This window comes from Actinomyces sp., from assembly GCF_030524025.1.
In the GTDB taxonomy this organism is placed as follows: domain Bacteria; phylum Actinomycetota; class Actinomycetes; order Actinomycetales; family Actinomycetaceae; genus Actinomyces.
The window spans coordinates 1-18,107 of the sequence record NZ_JAUNHI010000031.1; the positions used below are offsets into that span (position 1 = coordinate 1).

The following is an 18,107-nucleotide window of genomic DNA, read 5'->3' on the forward strand; positions in this document are numbered from 1 at the left end:
GGGCCCGGCGGGATCTGGATCTCCTCGAAGTCGAGCTTGCGGGTGCGCTCGGCCTCAGCCGCCATCTCCTCGTAGCGGGCCAGGCGCGCCTTGGACTTGGCCTGACGGCCCTTGGCCGAGGAGCGCACCCACTCCAGCTCCTCCTTGAGGCGCTTGGCGAGCTTGGCGTCCTTCTTGCCCTGGACGGCCAGGCGCTTCTCCTTGGTCTCCAGGTAGGTCGAGTAGTTGCCCTCGTAGGGGTAGAGGTGCCCGCGGTCGACCTCGGCGATCCACTGGGCGACGTGGTCGAGGAAGTAGCGGTCGTGGGTGACGGCGATGACGGCGCCCGCGTAGTTCTTGAGGTGCTGCTCAAGCCACAGGACCGACTCGGCGTCGAGGTGGTTGGTCGGCTCGTCGAGCAGGAGCAGGTCGGGGGCCTCCAGGAGGAGCTTGCACAGGGCGACCCGACGGCGCTCACCACCGGAGAGGTGGCGCACGTCGGCGTCCGGCGGCGGGCAGCGCAGCGCGTCCATCGCCTGCTCCAGCTGGGAGTCGAGGTCCCAGGCGTTGGCGGCGTCGATCTCGGTCTGGAGGGTGCCCATCTCCTCCATGAGGGCGTCGAAGTCGGCGTCCGGGTCGGCCATGGCCGCGGAGATCTCGTTGAAGCGGTCGAGCTTGCCCTTGATCTCGGCCACGCCCTCCTCAACGTTGCCCAGCACGGTCTTGTCCTCGTTGAGTGGTGGCTCCTGCAGGAGGATGCCCACCGTGTAGCCGGGGGTGAGGCGGGCCTCGCCGTTGGAGGGCTGGTCCAGTCCGGCCATGATCTTGAGGATCGAGGACTTCCCCGCGCCGTTGGGGCCGACCATCCCGATCTTGGCACCCGGGTAGAACGCCATGGTGACGTCGTCGAGGATGACCTTGTCGCCGTGCGCCTTGCGCGCCTTGATCATCTGGTAGATGTACTCAGCCACTGCTTCGCTGCGCCTTTCATCACGTGGGAGCGAGGTTCTGCGCGCCGATCTTCCGGTCCCAAGGTCCTGGGACGCCCGCGCGCACTGCGCCCCAGCCTAGGCGAGCACCGCCCGCTTGGCGACGGCGTGCGGGGTGAGACGGTGCACGCCCGGGGGCCTGTGCCCTGGGCGCGGCCGCGACCGAGGGGCCGCTGCCCGGGCGCAACGGGCTCGGCCCACGGGCCGGGGGCGCTCAGTCCCCAGCAGCCTCCTGCTGCCTGCGCCAGCGGATGCCGGCGTCGACCAGACCGTCGATGTCGCCGTCGAAGACCGCCTCGGGATTGCCGACCTCGTAGCCGGTCCGCAGGTCCTTGACCATCTGGTAGGGGTTGAGGACGTAGGAGCGCATCTGGTCGCCCCAGGATGCCTTGACGTCGCCGGCGAGCTCCTTCTTCTTGGCGTCCTCCTCCTGCTGCTTGAGCAGCAGGAGACGGGACTGGAGCACGCGCATGGCGGCCGCACGGTTCTGGATCTGGGACTTCTCATCCTGCATGGAGACCACCAGGCCGGTGGGCAGGTGGGTGATGCGCACGGCCGAATCGGTGGTGTTGACCGACTGGCCGCCGGGCCCCGAGGAGCGGAAGACGTCGACGCGGATGTCGGTCTCGGGCACCTCGATGTGGTCGGTGGACTCGATGAGCGGGATGACCTCGACGGCGGCGAAAGAGGTCTGACGCCGGCCCTGGTTGTCGAAGGGGCTGATGCGCACGAGGCGGTGGGTGCCGCCCTCGACGCTCAGGGTGCCGTAGGCGTAGGGGGCGTGGACCTCGAAGGTCACCGACTTCAGGCCCGCCTCCTCGGCGTAGGAGGTGTTGAGCACCTTGATCGGGTAGGAGTGCCGCTCGGCCCAGCGGGTGTACATGCGCAGGAGCATCTCGGCGAAGTCGGCGGCGTCCACTCCCCCGGCGCCTGAACGGATGGTGACCACGGCGTCGCGCTGGTCGTACTCGCCCGACAGGAGCGTGCGGATCTCCAGGTCCGACAGGTCCTTGGAGATGCCGGCGAGGTCCGTCTCAGCCTCGGCGATCAGGTCTGTGGCGTCCTCGCCCGACTCCTCGCCGGCCATCTCGACCATGGTCTCGAGATCCTCGATACGCCGGCCCAGCTCTTCGACGCGTTTGAGGTCGGCCTGGGCGTGGGACAGGGCGGAGGTGACGACCTGGGCGGCCTCGGGGTCGTCCCACAGGTCGGGCGCGGCGGCCTGGTCGGAGAGCTCGGCGATCCGCTCGCGCAGCGCCTCGGGGTCGGTCACCGCCGCGATGGAGGCGTACGTGTGTCGGAGTCGCTCGATCTCTGCGGGGAAGTCTGTGGCCACGGGCCGAGTCTAGATGATCGTGCGCGCCGGGCCGTCGCGGGCCCCGCTCCCCCCGGCTCTCAGCCGAGCTCGAGTGCGCCGGCGTGGTCGACCAGTGCGCCGAGCACGGCGCGGGCGGCGTGGCTCGGCTCTCTCCGGGTGGCGCGGTGACGCACGACGAGCTGGCGGGTGCCGAGACCGGGCAGGCGGACCACGTCGACGCCGTCGGGCACGAATCCCGAGCGCACGGCGAGCTCGGGCATGAGGGCGTAGCCCATACCGTGGCTCACCATGGCCAGGACGACGTCGTAGTCGTAGGCGACGTGCCGGGTCGACAGCGGGGTGCCGAGCTGATGGGACAGCCGGGTCAGCGCCATGGAGCCGGCCGTGGATGCCTCGAGGTTGATCCAGGTGGCGCGCACGAGGTCGGCCAGGGTCGAGGGCGAGGGGTGCTCGGGTGGGACGACGACGAGCCAGGACTCATCGAGCAGGGGCACGTCGTGCATGGCCTGCGGCGAGGCCGGTGGGTCGTGCGAGTCGCGCTCGAGCAGGAGGAGGTCGAGGTCGCCACGGCGCAGGCGGGCCAGGCCGGAGCGCTCGTCGACGACCTCCTCGACGATCAGCTCCAGTCCCGGATGGTCCTGCTCGAGGCTGACTATCAGCGGCAGGAGAAGCGCCCGCAGCGCGGTGGCGAAGCTGCCCACGAGCACGGTGCCGCTCGGGGCGGAGGAGTCGATGCTCGCCAGGGTCCGTCTGGCGGTGGTCAGCTCGGCCTCGATCCGCTCGGCGGCCTCGGCCAGGACCCTGCCCGCCTCGGTGAGCACGGCGCCGGTGGGGGTCCGGTCCAGGACGCGCACACCGGTCTCCTTCTCCAGGAGCTTGATCTGCTGGCTGATCGCCGACGGCGTCAGCTGGAGCAGGTCTGAGGCGGCCACCACACCGCCGGCGCGGTGGACGGCGAGAAGGACCGCAATACGGTGCGCCGAGACTTCCATGCAGAAATCCTACATGGCCACTACAGATGTCTGCGATTGATCTTCACTTGTGAAGCGGTCAGGATCGCCCCCGTGAACAACGTCCTCGGTACCCTCATCTCGACCGGCGGCTGGATCGGCGCCGCTGAGCTCCTCGCCGCCTACATCCTTGTCTCCAAGGGCAGGCTTGCCGGCGACTCGTTGCGGTACCAGGCCCTCAACATCTCGGCCTCCGTCCTGCTCCTGGTCAACTGCGCCTACACCGGCGCCTGGCCGAGCGCGATCGCCAACAGCTTCTATGTGCTCGTCGGCATTGTCATCTTGCTCACGGTCAAGCGTGCCTACATCGCCCAGCTGGCCCGTCGGCGCCGCTTCTCGGCCACCGCCCACCTGGCCCGACGGCGCCGCTTGTCGACCGCCGCCCGGATCCGGGGCGAGCGCGAGCTGGCCGCCTAGGTTCGAGCCCCCAGGGATCACTCGTCGGGTTTGGCGAGCGCCCAGTCCCAGGCGCTACTCGGTGGTGACACGTGGGCGGTCGGACCCGGCCCCCAGGCGCTATTGGGTGGTGGCGACGCGGGCCGAGCCGGTGGCGGTGATCATGAAGCCCTCGGAGGGGATGATCCCCCAGGGCAGGAAGGGAGGTCGGGAGCGCGCGCTCAGCGTGACCACCGCGGTACGGCCGTCCAGAGCGGTGGCCGACACGATGGTCACTCCGGCGAGATCGACGGGCTGGGAGCGCAGGTCCCGCTCGGCCAGCACCAGGACCCCGGCGTCGCTCAGCATCCCGGTGCCGCTGGTGGCCTGCCCGCCGAAGTAGGTCGGGTCGTCCACCGCGTCGGCCGCCGCGGCCGCCGCCGAGTCGGCCAGCGAGGTGAGGTTCTTGAGGTCGAGGTAGACCGCGGTGGCCGAGGAGATGACCAGCACCAGCCCGACGACGAGGGTGACCAGGCCCAGACCGAGCAGAAGGGTCTGCCCGTCCTCGGCGGCTGCGCCCCTGCGCAGCCTGTCGCCCAGGCTTGTGCCCCCGGGCGGGCGCCGGCTCCCGCCCGGCCCCGCGGGAGGGCACCGCCTGAAGCCCCCGCCCGAACCCCACTGCGGACGCGGTCCACCGCCCCGCCTCCGGCGCGGCCCGACGGGGCGCCGGTTCCACGGCAAGCTCCTGCCCCGGCCCTCCGCCCGGGCGGGGGCGCATGGCCGGGCGGCCAGGGCCTCGGAGAACCACCGCGCGGAGGCTCTCACTGCTCGTCCCTGGCGAGGTTGACGGAGCGCTCGGCGTCCAGGACCACGACCTCGCGCCCCACGCCGACCGAGGAGAGCACCGGCAGGTCGAGGGCGACCTGGACGCGCAGGAGCGCGGTCGTGCACGCCGAGTCCGAGCAGGTGATGCTCAGCGCCTTTGCGGGGTCGGCCTCGACACCCTGGTCCGACAGGGCGAGGCCCACGGCGGCCCGGGCGTGGGTCAGGGCCAGGTCTCCCTTCTCGATCTCCAGAACCCGGGCGGCGGCGTCGGCCGCCGAGGCCACGGCGAAGGAGGCGGCCTGCACCTGTGCCAGGGTGACGATGAGGTAGAGCACGGGGACGACGAGGATGAGGGTCCACCCGATGAACTCCACCGGGGCGTTGCCCTCCTCCCCGGCCCCCCGCCGCAGCGCCCGGCTCACGGCTGGTCCTCGGGCGGGTCGACGAGCTCGGTCTCGTCGACGGCGTGGCCCGTGACCCGCAGGACGCCTCCGGGGCCCAGGAGTCCGAGGACCGGCAAAGGCGCGGTCACCTCGACGGCGACGACCGCCAAGCCGTCGGCGCTCTCGTCGGAGACGCGCACGGAGTCGACGTAGCCGTCGCGCAGCGCGGCATCGGCCAGGGCGTGCACGCGCTCCTCGGCCTCGGCCTCGGTCCCGCCCACCAGGGCGGCGCGCCGGGCCCCCTCGCCGGCGGCGTCGGTCAGGACGTTGCGCACGTGCATGGACAAGGCGAGCTGGAGCAGTGCCAGGCTCACGGCGATGACGAGCACTCCCACGAGCACGAAGTCGACGGCGGCCGAACCCCGCTCACCGCGGGCCCGGACCTCAGATCGCACCGGTGACCTTGCCGATCGCGTCGGTGAAGACCTGGGTGAGAGTGGGCCCTGCGACAGCCCACAGCCCCACGACCAGGCCCGCGGTCATGAGGGTGACCAGGACCCACCCGGGGACGTCACCGCGCTCCTCGCGCAGGCGGGTTGAGCCGGGCACGCGCCGGGCCAGGCGCTGGAGGTGCGACGAGGACAAGGGTGTCGGGATCATCGTGGGCTCCTTCGGTGGGTGTGGATCGGGCAGGTGCGACATGCGGAGGCGGTCCAGGCTCAGGGCAGGGCGTCATAGGCCCAGCCGCAGGACGAACAGGCCCGGGAAGAGGGCGAAGACGACGGTGACCGGCAGGACGAGGAAGACCACGGGGACCATCTGGGCGATCTCCCGGCGCCCGCCCTCCTCCATGAGGGCGCGCCGGGAGGCCTCCCGGGCGTCGGCGGCCTGGGAGCGCAGCACCTCGGCCAGGGGGGTGCCCCGTTCGAGGGCGACGGCGATGGCCTCGCACAGGCGGGTGACCTGGAGGGAGCCGGCGCGCTCCTCGAGGTGGAGGAGGGCGGTGGTGAGCACGGTGCCGCTGCGCACGTCCGACAGCGTGAGCGCCAGCTCGTCGATGAGCTCACCGCGTCCCAGCGCGACGACCCGCTCGATGGCGGCGACGGGCCCCTGGCCCGCTCCGACGACGAGGGCGAGGAGCTCGACGACGTCGGGCAGCTGGGCCTCGATGCGCCCCCGGTGGCGCTCGACGCAGCGGCTGAGCCACCAGTCCCGGGCCGCGGCTCCGCCCACCGCCGCCACGATCGCGGCGAGCATGAGCAGGGGGATGGACACCGGCCGCGCCAGCGAGGCCAGCAGGCCGCCGCCGACCGCCAGGCCCAGTCCCGCCGCCGCCCACAGGAGCTGCTGAACGCGCAATTCCTCGTAGGTGAGTGTCGATCCGGAGCGGGCGAGCCGGCGGCGCACCGACTCCGATGAGGAGCCCAGGGACTCCAGGACGGTGGCCAGGTGGGTGACCGTTCCGAGCAGGACCGCCGAGACGGTGCGCCCGTCGGCGCCCGGGTCGGGTGCGCCCAGGAGCCCGGAGGTGCGGGGCCGCTGGTGGATGTAGGGCTCAATCCGGGCCATGAGGGTGGGGCGGCGGCCGCGGAGGGCCGCGGCGAGCATGAGCAGGCCGTAGGAGGCCAGCAGGCCTGCGCCGGCGCCCAGGAGCATCGGGTTGACCATCGGACTCATCGCAGGACCCTGTCCTCCTCGGGCAGCCGGCCCAGGCGCAGCATGAGCCGGTAGGCGACCAGGCTCGTCACTGCGCCGATGAGCAGGACGACCGCCCCGGTCGTCGTGGCGTAGGCGGCTGCGGCCTGCGGACGGGTGGACAGGAGGGCCAGGACCACCCAGGGGGCGGCCACGGCGACCCGGGCACCGTTGACCGTCCAGGACTGGCGCGCCTCAAGCTCGCCGCGGGTGCGCAGGTCCTCGCGCAGCATGCGCGACAGGCTGCGCAGGAGGTCGCCCAGGTCGGAGCCGCCGACGTCGTGGGCCAGGCGCAGGGCCTCGACGATGCGATCCGCCACGGGGTCGGCGAAGCGCGCCTTGAGCCGGTCGAGGGCGAGGTCGAAGCGGGCGGTCGTGGCGTAGTCCACCGAGAAGGCCCTCAGCTCGGCCCGCACCGCCTCCGGGCCGCGCTCGGCGAGGTTGGCCAGGGCCTCGGGCAGGCTCATTCCGGCGCGCACCCCGGACACGAGGGTGTCGATGGCCTCGGGCCAGACCTCGCGCAGGCTGGTCCGTCGGGCGCGCGCCCGCGCCGAGACGACGGTCAGGGGCGCGCCAGCGGCGATGGCCCCGAAGGCGGCGGCGATGGGCCCCGCCTCGGTGGCGCCGAGGAAGCCCAGGGCGACGACCACCCCGAGGACGAGGCTGCCGCCGACGAACAGCGCGGGGCTCGTGCGCCCCACACCTGCCTGGACGAGCAGGTCGGACAGGCGGCGCTCGCGCTCCGAGCGCCACGCGGGCGGGTCGGTGGTCAATGCCAGCCACAGGAGCACGAGCCCGGTTCCGGCGAACAGGCCGGCGACGGCGCCCATCAGGAGGTCTCCCCACCGCGGGCGGGGGCACGGCCCTCGGCGAGCAGGGCGGCCAGGTCGTGGCCGGCGCGCGCGAAGCGCGCCGGGTCCGGTGGCATGCCCGGGCCGCGCACGAGCCAGCCCGCCCCATCGCGGTGGAAGACGTCGGAGAGCTCGACCACCCCGCTCTCGACCCGCCCGGACAGGGCGGCGACCTCACGGACCCGCCGGCTCCCGGCGGAGTCGAGGTCGAGGTGGACGACGAGGTCGACGGCGGCCGCGACGGTCGGCACGACGAAGGCCGCTGAGACGTTCTCCCCGGCCAGCAGGGGCAGGGTGCAGATCTTGACGACCGCCTCGCGGGCGGAGTTGGCGTGGAGGGTCGACATCGAGGGCAGGCCGGAGTTCATGGCGATGAGCAGGTCGAGGGCCTCGGCCTCCCGGACCTCCCCGATGAGGAGGCGGTCGGGGCGCATGCGCATGGCCTCCTTGACCAGGCGGCGCAGGTTGATCTCCCCGACGCCCTCGAGGTTGGCCGGGCGGGTCTGCATGGCCACGCAGTCCCGGTTGCGCAGGGACAGCTCGAAGACCTCCTCGCAGGTGATGACCCGCTGGCCCGCCGGGATGGCCCCCGCCAGGGCGCGCACCATCGTCGTCTTGCCCGCCTGGGTGGCGCCCGAGACCAGGATGTTGAGCCCGGCCTGGACCGCGGCGTCGAGAAAGGCGGCGGCGCGCTCGGTCAGGGAGCCCAGGCGCACGAGGTCGGCCGTGCGCTGGGCTCGGGCGGTGTGCTTGCGGATGTTGACCGCCCAGTGGCGGGAGGTGATCGGCGGGATGACGACGTGGAGCCGTTCACCGCCGGGGAGCTGGGCGTCGACGAAGGGGCTGGACAGGTCCAGGCGCCGGCCCGAGGCGCGCAGCATCCGCTCGACCAGCACGCGCAGGTCCTCGTCCTCCAGGATGGTGGTGGTCAGCTCGGGGCGGCCCGAGCGGGCCACGAAGACCCGGCCGGGGGCGTTGCACCACACCTCCTCGATGGAGTCGTCGTCGAGGTAGGGCTGCAAGGGGCCCAGGCCGGCCAGGGAGTCGACGACCTCCGCGCCGGCGGCCTCGGGATTGGCCAGGGGCGGGACGAGCCCGGCGTCGGCGCGGCGCAGGTAGTCGCCGGAGGCCTCGGCCACGAGCTCCTCGAGGGCGGCGGTGTCGGTGAGGGGGTCGACCCCGCGGCGGCGAACGAGCTCACGGACCTCGTCGCGCAGGAGGGTGGGTGCGTCCATGGTGGACCTCGTCGGGCTCAGGGATCGGACAGGCACGCTGCCGCGGGCAGGGCCCGGGAGCGAGATGGCGCCCACCACGACGTGACCGGCGCCACGCGGGAAAGACTAGATCACGAGATGGTCGCGGCGCCAACTCGTCCGCCCGGCTTGTGGAAAACACGCCGCATCACCGACCGGGCCGCCACATGCCCGCCCGGGTCCGGCGGGGCCGTCACCCGCTCACCCGGGCCACAGGGCGACCGGGCACGCCCATAGCCTTCCCTTGAAGACCTATGGGCCTCATCATGGTGGCTCGCACCACACGTGCGCGACCGCCCCGACAGGACCGGGGCACGGTCCTGCGGGGGCCGCGCGCCCGCCGCCCGGCCTGCCCGCGGGCCGGGCGGCGCGGTTCCCCGACGTCGCCCGGTCCCGGCCGCCCGTGCGCTCCGGCCTCCGGGACTACAATCCAGCACCACCGTCCTGTGATTCTCGTTACACTCAGGGCATGAGAATCGCACTTGCCAGTGACCATGCAGGATTCGCCCTCAAGCGGGAGATCGCGGCCTGGCTGGAGTCCCAGGGGCACACCACGGAGGACTTCGGCGCACCCGGGACCGACCCCGCCGACCTGTCCGACCACGTCTACCCGGCCGCCCTGGCGGTGGCCAGGGGCCGCGCCGACCGGGGGATCTTCGTCGACGGCGTGGGCTACGGATCGGCCCTCATCGCCAACCGGATCCGCGGCCTGACGGCGGTGGTCTGCCAGGACCCGTTCTGTGGCCGGCTGGCCCGGGAGCACACCGACTCCAACGTCCTGTGCCTGGGAGGCAAGATCATCGGCTCGGCGATCGCCCTGGAGATCGTCCGGGTGTGGATGACGACGGACTTCCTCGACCAGCCCAAGTACCGGGAGCGGGTGGCCAAGGTCGCCGAGATCTCCGAGCGGCACCTGGTGCCGCTGGAGGAACTGGGCCTGTCGGGGCGGTGAGTCCTGGGGCGCGGGAGTGTGACCCGGGCCCCGGGCTCGCCTACGGTTGAGCCATGTCGCAGCCACCGACCACACCCGCCGACACCTCGCCGCAGGAGCCCACCTCCCCTGAGACGGCTCGGGAGCCGGCGGGGCCGGCGCCCGCGCGCTCAGCCCTGGCGCTGGCGGCCATGGCCGCCGTGGCGGTGCCAGGACTGGACCCGGCGCGCCTGGCGCTTCCGCAGGTGGAGTCGCCGGCTCTGCGGATCATCGGGGTCGTTGACACCCAGGGCCGCCACTGGGAGGTCCTCGAGGCCCGCGATGACGCGACGGGTGCCGACCTGGACGCCGAGGCCGAGGTGCTCCGACGCATCGGCAAGGTGGTTGACGACGGCAGGCTGTCCTTCGACGTTCCGCGTCCCGCCGGGACGCTGCGCGGTGAGGGCACCCATGTCCAGGTGCGTTCCCATCTGGCGGGCAACCCGGTGGCTGTCGAGACCCTGCGGCCCGGCCCGGGGCTGTCTGCCGGGCTGGGCAAGGCCCTCGGGGAGCTTCACGAGCTGCCCGTCTCGGTGGTGTCGGAGGCGGGTCTGCCGGTCTATGACGCTCAGGACGTGCGGGGGCGGTGGCTCGGCCTGCTCGACGACGTCGCGGCCACCGGCAAGGTCCCTCCGGCGCTGTTGGCACGGTGGGAGGCGGCGCTGGAGGACACGACCCTGTGGCGTTTCCGGCCGGTGGTCGTCCACGGGGACCTCGACGCGGAGAACATCTTGACCGCCGGCGGCTCGGTGGTGGGCATGCTGGGGCTGAGTCAGGCGCATGTGGGAGACCCGGCCGAGGACCTGGCCTGGGTGTACTCCTCGGTCCCGGTCGACAGTCTCGACTCCATTGAGGGCGCCTACGACATGGCCCGCTCCGAGGGCGTCGACAAGCATCTGCGCGACCGGGCCGAGCTGGTCAGCGAGCTGAGCCTGGCGCGCTGGCTGCTCCATGGGGTGCGTTCGGAGCAGGAGGGGGTCATTGAGGACGCCGTGGCCATGCTCTCCGACCTGGCCGACCAGGTGGGTGATGAGCCGTTGATCGAGCGCCGTGAGCCCCGGCTGGCGCCGGTGCCCGGGGAGCGGGAGGTCTCGAGCCCCTCGGCCGCGACCTCCGAGGTCAAGATGGTGGTCGTGCGCGATGACAACGATGACGATGACAATAACGACGATCCCCCGCAGGGCGCCTGAGCGCCGCTGAGCAGGGGCCCGACCGGCGGCTGGTCGGTGGGACCAGAGACGTCAGTCGGCCTCCAGCCTGAGCAGGGCCTCGATCTGCTCCAGGCCGAGCAGGGCGCTCGCGCTCAGCTCGTCGATCTTCCCGCCGGGGTAGGCGACATAGACGTAGGCCGCGCGCACGGCCTCGGTGCCCACGCCCTTGGCCGCCGCCCAGGCGTGGACGTAGACGCTCAACTGGTCGACCGGGACACGGCGGCGGCCGGTCTTCCAGTCGACGATGAGCCAGGTGGAGGTCGTCGGGTTCCAGAAGACGGCGTCGAGGCGGCAGCGCAGGGTCGTGCCGGCCAGGGTGAGCTCGAGCTCGGTCTCGGTGTCGACCAGGACGTGGCCGGCCAGGAGGGGCAGCTGCTCGGCGGTGGACAGCCACTGCTCGACTTGTCGGCGGTCATCGGGTGTGAGGTTGTCGGGCGCGCCGGCCTGGGTGAGGCTGATCAGCTCGCCCTGCTCGGCCAGGCGCGCGGCGACGGCCTCGTGGAAGACGGTGCCCAGGCGGCCGGCGGCTCGGGGCTGTGGGGGCAGCGGGCGGCGCAGGTCGAGGGCGAAGCGGTCGGGGTCGGCGCGCAGGTCGTCGACCTTGGTCGCCGCGAGGTGGTCGGGTAGGACGACCGTGGGTCGTTCGGCGCGTCGGCGGGAGCGTTCGGCCAGGAGGAGCCCGGCCTCCTCATGCCAGCGGCAGGCCAGGGGGTCGGCGTGCTTGCTGTCTGTCCCGTGGGCAGGCACGGGCTGTGCGCAGGCCTCGAGCACGGCTTGGGCGGCGGCGCTCCTGGCCTTGGTCATGTCGTCCTCGGGCTCGGCCGGGGGCCAGGAGGCGGTCGGGTTGTGCTCGGCCAGGCGGTTGACGGCCTTATCGCCGAGCTCGGTCAGCCCCGACCCGAAGGCTGTGAGCAGGTCGCGGCGCCCGAGCTCGGAGAGGAACCGGGACGTGGGCCGGGGCTTCTTCGTGGTGCCGGAGAAGTGGCTGCCGGTCAGGAGGACCTCGTGGCGGGCGCGGGTGATGGCGACGTAGGCCAGGCGCCGCTCCTCGGCCAGGCCGTGGCGACCCAGGGCGAGCCGGTAGTCCTCGAGGGCGGCCTTGACCTCGTCCTTGTCGACGTGCGGGGGCTCGAGGGCGCCGAGTTCGAAGGGCGGCAGGGTGGCGGCGTCGGCACGCATCGGGTGGGGGAACTCGTCGAGCCTGGTCATCCAGGAGGAGTCCGAGACGCTGAGGTCCGCTTTGGGCTCGGTGGAGTAGCTGGGGAAGGTCTTCTCGCTGAGCCCCACGATGGCCACGGCGTCCCACTCGAGCCCCTTGGCGGCGTGGACGGTCAGGACCTGGACGGCTCCGGGCTCGGGGTCGACCGCGGGGGCCTCGAGGCCGTTCTCCTGGTCGGCGGCGACGTCGAGCCAGGTGAGGAACCCGGCGATGGTGGCCTCGGGGACGTCGGCGGCGTACTGCTCGGCGATGGTCCGCAGGGCGTCGAGGGCGCGCCGTCCCATCGGGTTGCCCACCCGGGCGGCGACCTCGACGTCGAGCCCGAGTGCCTGCTCGGCCAGGACCAGGACGTCGGGTGGGGCGAGGGTCAGCGCCCGGCGCACGCGCCGGATCGCCCGGGCGATCCGCTCGACGGCCCGGGCGCCTGCTGGGCTGAGTCCTTCGACGGCGGGGGCGGCGCCGCCGGGGCGCACCGTGGTAGGCCCCGGGCTCCCGGCGGCGTCGGCGTGGCGGGCAACGGCCTCGACCGCCTCGGCCAGCATGGGGGCGTCCTCGGTCACGGCGTGGCCGGGGGCCGGGGTGCCGGATGCCTCGGGGTCTGCGGACTCCTGGGGGCGCGATGCGCCGGGGTCGGTGGGCTCGGCGGTCGCGCCGCCGGGTGGGCGTGTGTGGCCGCGCGCCAGGGTGCGCGCGTGGGCGCTCAGCGCCCGCAGGTCGGTGGCGCCCAGGCCGGACCCGGTGAGCAGGCGCATGAGACGGTCCCCCCGTTCGGGGTCGGCGGCGACGGTGACCAGGGCGCGGACGTCGGCGACCTCGGGGACGGTGAGCATGCCGCCGAGCCCCACGATCTCGTAGGGGATGCCGCGTGCTTCGAGGGCCTGGGCGAGGAGGGGGAAGGCGGAGCGCACCCGCGCCAGGACGGCGAGCTCGGCGTCGGGCCGCCACCGCTGGGCCATGAAGTCGGCGACGGTCTCGGCCTCGGCGAGCGGGTCGTTGAGGAAGGCGGCGTGGACCTGGCCGCGGGCCGGCCCGGCCTCGGCGGGGCGGGGCTGGAGCGGCTCGACGGGGATGTGGGTGACCTGGGCGTCCCCGGGGGCGGGGACGTGGTGGCGCAGGGGCCTGGAGATGACGTTGGCGGCCTCGAGGATGGCCAGGTCGTTGCGCCAGGCGGTCGACAGGGGCAGGACGGGTGCGGCCTGCTGGGGATCGGCCCCGGCGGCGAGGGCGGCGGCCGCGGCGGGGTTGAAGGCGGTGTGGAAGGAGTCCAGTGCCCCGGCCGAGGCGCCGCGCCACCCGTAGATCGCCTGGTTGGGGTCGCCGACGGCGGTGACCCCGGATCCGGCGAAGAGGGCCGACAGGAGGCGGATCTGGGCCACGGAGGTGTCTTGGAACTCGTCGAGGACGACCGCGGGGTACTGGGCGCGGATCTGGGCGGCGGCTTCGGGGACCTCTTCGGCGATGCGGCAGGCCAGGGCGATCTGGTCTCCGAAGGTGAGCAGACCGTGGGAGCGCTTGTGCTCTTGGAAGGCGCCGACGAGCTCGAGCATGCCCAGACGTTCGGCGGTCTTGTCGGCCACGGGCCCGACGAGGGTCTTGAGCCCCCGGACGGCTGCCAGTCCCTCGAACAGGGCGGCGAGGTCGCTCAGGTCCCGGGCGGCGTCCTCCGGGCTCAGGAGGTTTTCGGACAGGGCGGCGTCGAGCCGCAGGACGGTGGCGACGGCGGTGCTGAGGGTCTCGACGGGGGGTGGGTCGGCGCGGGACTCGACGATCTCGGCGGCGATCTGCCAGGCGCGTGCCTCGGTGATGAGGGTGGCCTCGGGGTCGACGCCGATGCGCAGGCCGTGGTCGCGCACGAGGGAGGCGGCGAAGGAGTTGTAGGTGGCGATGGTCGGCTCGGGGGCGTCGTCGTGGTCGGGGTCGATCAGGCCGGTTGCCTGGAGGGCTTCGAGGCGGGCGGAGACCCGTTGGGCGAGCTCGGCGGTGGCTTTGCGGGTGAAGGTCAGGCCCAGGACCTGGTCGGGGCGGACGGCGCCGCGGGCGACGAGGTGGACGACCCGTTGGCTCATCGTGGCGGTCTTGCCGCTGCCGGCCCCGGCGACGACGAGCAGCGGGGTGAGGCCGTGGGCGATGACCCGGGCCTGCTCGTCAGTGGGGGCGTGCAGGCCCAGGGCGGAGGCCAGTGCCTGGGGCGTGGGTGCGGGGCTCATCGGTGGGCGCTCCGTCCTTCGGGGACCGCCGGGCAGGAGTCCTTGACCTCGCAGCGGGCGCAGTGGGCGCCGGTGCGGGCCTGGAGGGTGGGGCCGGAGGCGTGGAGGGCGGCGGTGGCGAGGAGCTCGGCGGCCCAGTCCTGGCCGGTGTCGGGGTCGGGGCTGGCGGCGAGGGCGGCGCCGGGGGGCACGAGGGCAGCGCCGGGGTCGGTGCGGGTGGGGTTCTTGCCCAGGAGGACGAGCCCGGCTCCGGCGACCTCGCGCCCCTGGGCCTCCAGGGCAAGTCGGTAGGTGGCGAGCTGGGGGTGGTGGGTGGGGTCGGCGGGCTTCTGGGAGCCGGTTTTGAGGTCGATAACGCGTACCCGCCCAGGGCCCTGCGCCCCGGGGGCCTCGAGGTGTTCGACGCGGTCGATGCGCCCGTGGACCTGGACCGTCACCCGGGCGCCGGGCTCGTTTTGGGGGGCTGCCGGCTCCGTGGCTTCGGGGCGCGGCAGGTCGAGCAGGGCGTCGATGGGCTGCTCGACGTCGACGGCTCCGGGCACGGAGCTGAGGTAGGCGTCCAGGCGCCGGACCATGTCGCGGGCGCGGTCGGCGTGCTGTCGTCCCAGCCAGGTGTCGGGGTAGCCGAGCTCGGGCAGGCGCTGCTCCAGGCGGTTCATGAGGTCGTGCCCGCGTAGTCCTTCGCGCTGGGCCTTCTCGGCCAGGGTGTGGATGAGGATGCCGAGGCCTTGGGCTGGGGTGGGGCCGCGGTCGCCGCCCTGCCGGCGCAGGAACCACCGCAGGGGGCAGGTGGTCAGCGCCTCGACGTCGGAGGGGCTGACGCGTACGGGGCCGCCCGGGTCGGCCAGGGGGGCGGTGGAGGTGGGGCCGCCCAGGCCCTGCCAGTCGCGGGGGTGTGCTCCGGGCACGGCGGCCTCGGCCAGGCGTGCCAGGACCTGGGCGGCCTGCTGCGCCCGGTGGCGCTCGGCGTCGGTGGCTCCGGGCAGGTGCCCGGCGACGGCGGCGTGGCGCAGCTCGCCGACGAGCCCGCGCAGGGTGAGGTCGCCGACGTCGGGCGCGGTCAGGGGTGCGCCGTCGGAGTCGGTGATGGGGGTGCCTGCGGCTTGTGCGATCTCGGTGAGGAAGGCCGAGGGGGCGGTGTCCTCGTCCGCGGCGGCGGTGACGATGAGGCGGCGGGAGGCGCGGGACAGGGCGGCCAGGAGCATGCGCCGCTCGTCGGCGCGCACCTGGGCGCGGGCGGCGGCGGGGTCGGTCAGGGCGGTGCGTAGTCCGGCGCCGTCGGCGGGCAGGCGGTCCATGACTGCCTCGACGAGCAGGCCGGAGCGGGTGATGGAGTCTCGCAGGCGCAGGTCCGGCCAGCTGTCGCGGTTGAGGCCCATGACGGCGACGACCTCCCACTGGCCTCCGGCGGCGGCCGCGGGGGTGAGGACGGCGACGCCGGGGGGCCGTTGCCCTTGGGGGGCCACGGAGTCCGAGGGCAGGACCTCCTCGGCGAGCTCGGTGAGGAAGGCGGTGGCCGGGGCGCCGGGGTTGCGTTCGGCCCAGACCTCGGCACGTTTGAACAGGGTGGTGACGACGTCGAGGTCCCGTTCGGCGGCCTCGGCCAGGAGCGGGTCGAGATGCTCGCCGGTCAGTCCGCCGAGGGCGAGGGCGCGCCACCGGGTGGCGCAGCCGGAGGCGTCCCAGGCGGCCCACAGGAGGGCCTCGATGTCGGCCGGCGCCTGGCCGTCGGAGTTCGCGGCATCGGGCTTGGCGTCGCCGGGCTCGCCGTGGCCGGGCTGGTGGTCGTCGGCATGCGGGGTGGGGGGCTGTTCGTGTGTGATGGCCGGGGCGCCGAGGGCGGAGCGCACGGCGTCGATGATGGTGGCGGCGCGTGGGAGGGCGTCGGTGTGCTCGGCAAGTGTCTGCCCGCCTAGACGGTCGGCGAGGTCCTGGGCGGCGCGCGGGGTGGCCAGGGTCTCTAGGAGGTGGTGGTCGGGGGTGGGGGTGGTGGGGTGCTCGGCGCGCAGGCGTCGGCGCAGGCGGCGCAGGTCGAGGGTGCTCAGCCCGATGAGCGGGCTGGTGAGCAGGGCCAGGGCGGCGGCTCGCTCGGGGGGCCGGCCGGCCTGGCCGAGCCGTCCTTGGAGGGCTGCCCGGACGGTGTCGAGCAGGGCCGCAGCGGCTGGCTCGGCGCGCAGGAGGACGGCGGGGGTGGAGGTGCCCAGGGGCACGCCGCGACGCCGCAGCTCGCGGGAGGCGCGCTGGAGGTGGCCGGTGGAGCGCACGATGACGGCCATCTGGTCCCAGGGTGTGGCGTGGTGGATGTGTTCGGCGCGCAGGGCGCGGGCGACGTGGGCGGCCTCCTGGGTGGGGCTGGAGGCGATGACGGGCTGGACGCCGCTGGGGGCGGGTGAGGAGGGCGGCGGCGGTGGTGCGGGGTGGCGGTGGCTTGCGGTGCCGGTGACGGGCAGGCGCCGGGCTTGATCGGCCCAGACGGCGGCCAGGGCGGGGCTGCCCCGGTGGCGGGTGGTCAGGGCCAGGCGCTGGGCGGCCAGGCCGGAGCTGTCCTCGGCTTCGACCAGGAGGCTCGGGGCGCCGCCGCGGAAGGTCTCGACGGCGACGTCGGGGTCTCCCAGGACGATGACCTGGGCCCGGTGTCCGGCGGCGTCGGGGGTGGCCAGGGCGGTCAGGAGCCGGGCTGTGGCGGCGGTGCAGTCCTGGTAGTCGTCGACGATGAGCAGGTCGGGGACGGGGCGGGGCTCGGCGACAGCGTCCTCCTCCCAGGTGGCCAGGGCCTCGACGGCCCGGTCCTGGATGCGGGCGGTGTCGAGGCGGCGGGTCAGGGAGCGGGTGCCGGCGGTGGGGCGGCCCTGGGCGTCCCACAGGTTCAGGAGGGCGGAGGCGGGGCCCCAGACGGGCACGTTGAGGGCGCGGCCGAGCTCGGCCAGGGTCTGGGCGTCGACGTCGAGCTCCCCGGCGCGGGCCAGGAGGTTGCGCAGCTCGGTGCGGAAGGCGCGGGAGGTGACGGCCTCGGGTGGCAGGCCGGGCCATTGCTCGGGGCGGATGAGCGTGGCCAGGGCGGCGTCCTCCTCCGCGCCGGCGAGCAGGACGGGTGCGGGCAGGGGGTCGGGGCGGCGGGTCAGGGAGGTGCTCAGGATGGTGAAGGCGAAGCCGGCGGGGGTGCGGACCCTCGGCGCTCCCCCGCCGGCTCCGGCCTCGCGCAGGAGGTGGGCCGAGCGCTGGCGGGCAGAGTCGGCGCGGGTGCGGGTGGGAGCCAGGAGGAGCGCCTCACGGCCGGCTGCGACCGCCTCGGTCAAGAGGCGCAGCGCGAGGCTGGTCTTGCCGGTTCCCGGGGCGCCCAGGACAACGAGGTTGCTGCCGCTGCCTGAACGTTCCAGGACCGCGTGGGCGGCGGCGTCGGGCTCGGGGAGCGGGGCGTGGGGCAGCGCCGGCAGGAGCCGGGGGGCGAGCGGGGCGCTGTCCTTGTCCATGGGCACATCTCACCACGTGCCTCGGACATCAATGAGAAGGGTGCGGCGTGGCCGTGGTGGCGGACGAGGGGGCCGGGCCGCGCGGGGTGGGGTGGACTCGGGTGGCCGGGCGCCCGGGGCGAGGACGGCGCCCTGTCGGGAGGCATGGTGGCCGTGGGCCGGGCGTCCGGGGCGAGGACGGCGCCCTGTCGGGAGGCATGGTGGCCGTGGGCCGGGCGTCCGCGCGGCGCGAAACCGCCGGCAGCACGGGCCGGGCGGCATGCCCGGGCGGTTCGGGCGACCTAGTATGCGGGTCAGTCACAGGGCGTCTCGGCGGCGCCCGCACGGCGTTCATCCGGCGCCCATCCGGCCT

Annotated in this window: 15 protein-coding genes; 3 read left to right on the forward strand and 12 right to left on the reverse strand. The window is 74.0% G+C overall.

What is annotated here, in order from left to right; genetic code table 11:
* From Q4C85_RS10035 to Q4C85_RS10045, 3 genes are all read right to left on the reverse strand, one after another.
* On the reverse strand, positions 1-950 hold a 950-nt coding region (locus tag Q4C85_RS10035), incomplete at its 3' end, for an ATP-binding cassette domain-containing protein (RefSeq protein ID WP_303141750.1).
* 232 nt (positions 951-1,182) lie between these two features.
* A complete protein-coding gene (prfB, locus tag Q4C85_RS10040) occupies positions 1,183-2,304 on the reverse strand; it encodes a peptide chain release factor 2 (RefSeq protein ID WP_303141751.1) in 1,122 nt (373 codons plus the stop codon).
* A 59-nt stretch (positions 2,305-2,363) separates the two neighbouring features.
* Complete coding sequence (locus Q4C85_RS10045) at positions 2,364-3,278, reverse strand: LysR family transcriptional regulator (protein ID WP_303141754.1); 915 nt, start codon at positions 3,276-3,278, stop codon at positions 2,364-2,366.
* Between the two features lie 72 nt (positions 3,279-3,350).
* On the opposite strand from Q4C85_RS10045, the gene Q4C85_RS10050 reads away from it, so the two are divergent.
* Complete coding sequence (locus tag Q4C85_RS10050) at positions 3,351-3,713, forward strand: hypothetical protein (RefSeq protein ID WP_303141757.1); 363 nt, start codon at positions 3,351-3,353, stop codon at positions 3,711-3,713.
* Positions 3,714-3,812: 99 nt separating this feature from the next.
* Here the strand turns inward: Q4C85_RS10050 and Q4C85_RS10055 are convergent, their stop codons facing one another.
* The 7 genes from Q4C85_RS10055 to Q4C85_RS10085 all read right to left on the reverse strand — a co-directional run bounded on the left by Q4C85_RS10055 (position 3,813) and on the right by Q4C85_RS10085 (position 8,660).
* Positions 3,813-4,271 carry a glycosyltransferase gene (locus Q4C85_RS10055; protein WP_303141793.1) on the reverse strand — a complete coding sequence of 153 codons (459 nt, stop codon included), beginning with the start codon at positions 4,269-4,271 and terminating at the stop codon, positions 3,813-3,815.
* A 221-nt stretch (positions 4,272-4,492) separates the two neighbouring features.
* Positions 4,493-4,918 carry a peptidase T4 gene (locus Q4C85_RS10060; protein ID WP_303141759.1) on the reverse strand — a complete coding sequence of 142 codons (426 nt, stop codon included), beginning with the start codon at positions 4,916-4,918 and terminating at the stop codon, positions 4,493-4,495.
* Positions 4,915-5,334, reverse strand: coding sequence for a TadE/TadG family type IV pilus assembly protein (locus tag Q4C85_RS10065; RefSeq protein WP_303141761.1), 420 nt, complete (start codon positions 5,332-5,334; stop codon positions 4,915-4,917). The genes Q4C85_RS10060 and Q4C85_RS10065 overlap by 4 nt, the downstream gene beginning before the upstream one ends.
* Positions 5,324-5,539 (reverse strand): hypothetical protein, encoded by a 216-nt coding sequence (locus Q4C85_RS10070; RefSeq protein ID WP_303141763.1) that lies wholly within the window; start codon positions 5,537-5,539, stop codon positions 5,324-5,326. Before Q4C85_RS10070 ends, Q4C85_RS10065 begins: the two co-directional genes overlap by 11 nt.
* Positions 5,540-5,611: 72 nt before the next feature.
* Positions 5,612-6,556 (reverse strand): type II secretion system F family protein, encoded by a 945-nt coding sequence (locus Q4C85_RS10075; protein ID WP_303141765.1) that lies wholly within the window; start codon positions 6,554-6,556, stop codon positions 5,612-5,614.
* Positions 6,553-7,404: a type II secretion system F family protein gene (locus Q4C85_RS10080; RefSeq protein ID WP_303141768.1), complete on the reverse strand. Its 852-nt coding sequence runs from the start codon at positions 7,402-7,404 to the stop codon at positions 6,553-6,555. The genes Q4C85_RS10075 and Q4C85_RS10080 overlap by 4 nt, the downstream gene beginning before the upstream one ends.
* Positions 7,404-8,660, reverse strand: a complete 1,257-nt coding sequence (locus Q4C85_RS10085; protein ID WP_303141770.1) for a CpaF family protein — start codon at positions 8,658-8,660, stop codon at positions 7,404-7,406. Before Q4C85_RS10085 ends, Q4C85_RS10080 begins: the two co-directional genes overlap by 1 nt.
* Before the next feature lie 487 nt (positions 8,661-9,147).
* Between Q4C85_RS10085 and Q4C85_RS10090 the strand changes: the two genes are divergently transcribed.
* A complete protein-coding gene (locus Q4C85_RS10090; RefSeq protein WP_303141773.1) occupies positions 9,148-9,630 on the forward strand; it encodes an RpiB/LacA/LacB family sugar-phosphate isomerase in 483 nt (160 codons plus the stop codon).
* A 53-nt stretch (positions 9,631-9,683) separates the two neighbouring features.
* Positions 9,684-10,838, forward strand: a complete 1,155-nt coding sequence (locus Q4C85_RS10095) for a phosphotransferase (RefSeq protein WP_303141776.1) — start codon at positions 9,684-9,686, stop codon at positions 10,836-10,838.
* A 51-nt stretch (positions 10,839-10,889) separates the two neighbouring features.
* Here the strand turns inward: Q4C85_RS10095 and Q4C85_RS10100 are convergent, their stop codons facing one another.
* Entirely contained in the window at positions 10,890-14,285 is a 3,396-nt protein-coding gene (locus Q4C85_RS10100) for an ATP-dependent DNA helicase (protein WP_303141778.1), read from the reverse strand.
* A complete protein-coding gene (locus Q4C85_RS10105) occupies positions 14,282-17,755 on the reverse strand; it encodes a PD-(D/E)XK nuclease family protein (RefSeq protein ID WP_303141779.1) in 3,474 nt (1,157 codons plus the stop codon). Before Q4C85_RS10105 ends, Q4C85_RS10100 begins: the two co-directional genes overlap by 4 nt.
* Positions 17,756-18,107 lie beyond the last annotated feature (352 nt).

Coding starts and splice junctions, on each gene's coding strand:
- Q4C85_RS10080 (WP_303141768.1), bottom strand. CDS start 7,404: ATGGGCGCCGTCGCCGGCCTGTTCGCCGGAACCGGGCTCGTGCTCCTG.
- Q4C85_RS10045 (WP_303141754.1), bottom strand. CDS start 3,278: ATGGAAGTCTCGGCGCACCGTATTGCGGTCCTTCTCGCCGTCCACCGC.
- Q4C85_RS10100 (WP_303141778.1), bottom strand. CDS start 14,285: ATGAGCCCCGCACCCACGCCCCAGGCACTGGCCTCCGCCCTGGGCCTG.
- Q4C85_RS10075 (WP_303141765.1), bottom strand. CDS start 6,556: ATGAGTCCGATGGTCAACCCGATGCTCCTGGGCGCCGGCGCAGGCCTG.
- Q4C85_RS10090 (WP_303141773.1), top strand. CDS start 9,148: ATGAGAATCGCACTTGCCAGTGACCATGCAGGATTCGCCCTCAAGCGG.
- Q4C85_RS10085 (WP_303141770.1), bottom strand. CDS start 8,660: ATGGACGCACCCACCCTCCTGCGCGACGAGGTCCGTGAGCTCGTTCGC.
- Q4C85_RS10105 (WP_303141779.1), bottom strand. CDS start 17,755: ATGGACAAGGACAGCGCCCCGCTCGCCCCCCGGCTCCTGCCGGCGCTG.
- Q4C85_RS10070 (WP_303141763.1), bottom strand. CDS start 5,539: ATGATCCCGACACCCTTGTCCTCGTCGCACCTCCAGCGCCTGGCCCGG.
- Q4C85_RS10095 (WP_303141776.1), top strand. CDS start 9,684: ATGTCGCAGCCACCGACCACACCCGCCGACACCTCGCCGCAGGAGCCC.